This window comes from Candidatus Kuenenbacteria bacterium, assembly GCA_012797775.1.
Lineage (GTDB): Bacteria > Patescibacteriota > Patescibacteriia > UBA2196 > GWA2-42-15 > JAAZMX01.
The window spans coordinates 1-3,149 of record JAAZOM010000016.1 but is presented as its reverse complement, the minus strand read 5'-3'; the positions used below and the strand labels follow the sequence as shown (position 1 = coordinate 3,149).

Genomic DNA, 3,149 nt, shown 5'->3' with positions numbered 1-3,149 from the left:
TGAATACAGCGCCGTGATTTTAGCATTGGAAGAAGCCAAGAAAATGGAAACAGAAGAGATCGATTTTTTTCTGGATTCAGAATTGGTGGTGAAACAATTGAATGGAGAGTATAAGGTCAAAAATGAAGATTTGGGAAAGTTATTTGTAAAAATTTATAACTTGCGGCAGCAGTTTAAGAAGACAACTTTTCATCACGTGATGAGAGAAAAAAACAAATTGGCGGACAGATTGGTAAACGAGGCAATAGACGGGAGATAGGCAAATTAAGCTAGTTAAGTAAATTAAGTATTAATAAAAAATCCCCGAGAGCGTAAGGAGAAGCTCTCCGGGATTTAGACCCATTTGGGGGTCACGGTTGATTGGGTTGCCCGCCAGAGGCGCACATGCCCCCGCTATTACTAGAACCTCCGATACAGCTTTCGCAGACGGTCGATTGTTCCAGCGGTACCAACAATGGCTTTTCCCAGGGGATTTTTTCCCTCTTCTTGTTTTTCATATGCTTTCCCTTTTTGCTTGTCGAGGGCATTTTTTGAATTATGTTTTGAAACTTAGCACTTATTTTATGGAGTGTTAAGGTAAATAAGTGACAGATATTAGAGGATAGGTGCTAAGTATTTTATTTATTGGTATGATGGATGGGCGTTTTTTGTTTTGACAAAATAGTAATTTGGTGATAATATTTGGGGAATTTTAAAACAGAAATAAAAATTAAAAAAATAGAAAGGTAGGATGGAATGAAGAATCTGGTATTTTTAGTTTTTTTAGTTTCTGTCACATTTTGTATGGCGGCGGATGAAGAGATTGGTCTAGGTTTTTGGGGCCGGTATGACCAGGTTGTTTTTTCTAAGCCGGTTTGCGTCACAGCCTGGACGCTCTGGGGGGTTACGGCCTATGAGCTTCAAGCGCACCCCGAGCAGTATGAGGGATATGGCCATTGTGTTTACGGTGATCATGTGAACCTCGGCTTTGGTCTCCATACTTTGGGATACTTTTTGCGGAATTATTACCCCGAAGCGTGGGCAAAGGCTGGCGCGGCTAGGACATTGTGTCGGTTTGGTTGGCTAGTTGAGCTGGATGATGTTGTCCAGCATTTGGTCATTCAGCGGTGGGATAATTTTGGCCCGGGGCTGACCGGCCAGTATAAGATAGGTCTGGTTCAGAAGGCCTATCGCTGGACCATTGAACCGTGTCGTGACAATGACCGGCTCAAGGCGATGTTGACCCTATTCCCAGTTGGGCGGCGGGGCAGTTTGTCCGTCGGTTATTTCCAAGGGCCGGCGCTGCAGGTCAGCTTTGGTCGGTTCGAGGTGTTGCCCGGCGTGAATTTCAGCTCGGTGGTGGTGGCCAGTTACGGTTACTGCCGGAAGACCGAGCTGGCCGTGGAACAGGTTTTTGTCGGCCCAGAAGTTGAGGCCAGGGTTTACAAAAATTTTTGCTTGTCAGCTTTTGCCGGAGTGCGAACGCTAGACAAACGGGCCGGAGCCAGAGAGGAGAGGCTGGCTTACGGCTGGGGGATAAACTGGGGGAGATAAAGATTGGGGCGGTTAGCAGAGAAGCTGGTCGCCCTTTTTATTTTGGGGTTGTGTTGATAGTTGTAAGCTGTTATACTAAAAGCGTTATAAAAAATAATAAGCCATGGCGATTAAGACAATAAAATATAAAAATATAACTTGGCATCATATTGACGAGGTGAATAAAGATGCTCTTGATTTTTTGAAATCTAATTATCGGTTTCATCCTTTGGATTTGGGAGACGTGGCTGCGGAGATAGGTGAATCCAAGATCGATATTTATAAAAATTATTTTTTTTTAATTTTGTGTTTTCCTATTTTGAATAGGGCGAGTGGCAGGATTGATTTGATGGAGATGGACATTTTTTGTGGGCCGGACTATCTAGTGACCGTGCAGAAAGGAAAATATAAGGCAATGAGAGATTTGTATTATCGTTTACAGAATAATACAAAGAATAGGCAATCTTTTTTTGGGGAAAATTCAGGTTATTTGTTATATCGTGTTTTGGATGTTTTGTACCGAGATGCCAAGTTTATTAATAGCTATATTGCAAGGAAGGCGAGGGAGCTGGAGGACGAGGTTTACAACGAAGACTCAAACAAGGAAACTGCTAGAGAGATAGCTTATTTGCGTAAAAAGATTTTGAGCCTGAAAAGAATATATGCCCCGCAAGATGAGGTGGCGACGGCCCTGACAAAACTCAAGGTTTCCTTTTTGCCAGAGGACCTTAATAATTATTTTGATGATATTGATGACCAGATTGATAAAGTTTTGAATTTTTTGGAAAACCAGAAATCTGCCATGAAAGACTTATTGGAAGTTTATGATTCCCTCATGAATCATGCTACCAATAAGGTTATAAAAATTTTGACAGTGATTTCTGTCGGCATGCTCCCACTGACACTTTTGTCGGGAATTTATGGGATGAATATAGATTTGCCATGGGCAAATTCACCGAGTTTGGTTTTGGGGATGTTTGTATTTTTATTATTGTTTATTTTGCTGGTGATGTATATTTTTAAAAGAAAAAAATTATTATAGCCGGGTAAAGGACGCAGGCAACTGCGTTTTTTTGATAATTAAAATAAGTGTTTATCATCTTTGCGTGCTAGCTTGATTTGGCCAGACTTTTCTGTTAAGATTTTTATATGATTACTTCTAAAGAATTGCGTCAAAAATATATTGATTTTTTTAAGCAGCGTGGGCACGTGGAGGTGCCCAGTGCGTCTTTGGTTCCAGAAAATGATACAAGTATTTTATTTACTACCGCCGGCATGAGTCCTTTGGTGCCGTTTCTTTTGGGTGAAAAACATCCAGCTGGCGACATGCTGGTTAACTCGCAAAAATGTATTCGTACTGGCGATATTGATGAAGTGGGGGACACTACTCACCATACATTTTTTGAAATGCTTGGCCATTGGTCTTTGGGCGATTATTTTAAAGAAGAGGCCATCAAAATGAGTTATGAATTTTTGACTAAAGAGCTCGGGCTGGATAAGCAGAGGTTGGCATTTACGGTTTTTGCCGGCGATGAAAACGCGCCGCGCGATGAAGAGGCGGCCAGTGTTTGGAGAGATTTAGGAGTGAGCGAAAAAAGGATTGCCTATTTACCAAAAAAAGATAATTGGTGGGAGCT

The 3,149-nt window shown here is 41.7% G+C and carries 4 protein-coding genes; all 4 read left to right on the top strand.

Features of this window, described 5'->3' with window-relative positions:
* Positions 1 to 259: ribonuclease HI family protein (locus tag GYA54_02050; protein ID NMC51494.1), on the top strand; the 259-nt coding region annotated here is incomplete at its 5' end.
* Between the two features lie 476 nt (positions 260 to 735).
* Positions 736 to 1,533: a hypothetical protein gene (locus tag GYA54_02045; protein NMC51493.1), complete on the top strand. Its 798-nt coding sequence runs from the start codon at positions 736 to 738 to the stop codon at positions 1,531 to 1,533.
* 103 nt (positions 1,534 to 1,636) lie between these two features.
* Positions 1,637 to 2,554, top strand: coding sequence for a magnesium transporter CorA family protein (locus GYA54_02040; protein ID NMC51492.1), 918 nt, complete (start codon positions 1,637 to 1,639; stop codon positions 2,552 to 2,554).
* A gap of 107 nt (positions 2,555 to 2,661) precedes the next feature.
* Positions 2,662 to 3,149, top strand: a 488-nt coding sequence (locus GYA54_02035) for an alanine--tRNA ligase (protein ID NMC51491.1), incomplete at its 3' end; no start/stop codon positions are given.

Excerpts from the sequence above, each read along its gene's own strand:
- GYA54_02040 (NMC51492.1), top strand. The coding sequence starts at position 1,637 with ATGGCGATTAAGACAATAAAATATAAAAATATAACTTGGCATCATATT.
- GYA54_02045 (NMC51493.1), top strand. The coding sequence starts at position 736 with ATGAAGAATCTGGTATTTTTAGTTTTTTTAGTTTCTGTCACATTTTGT.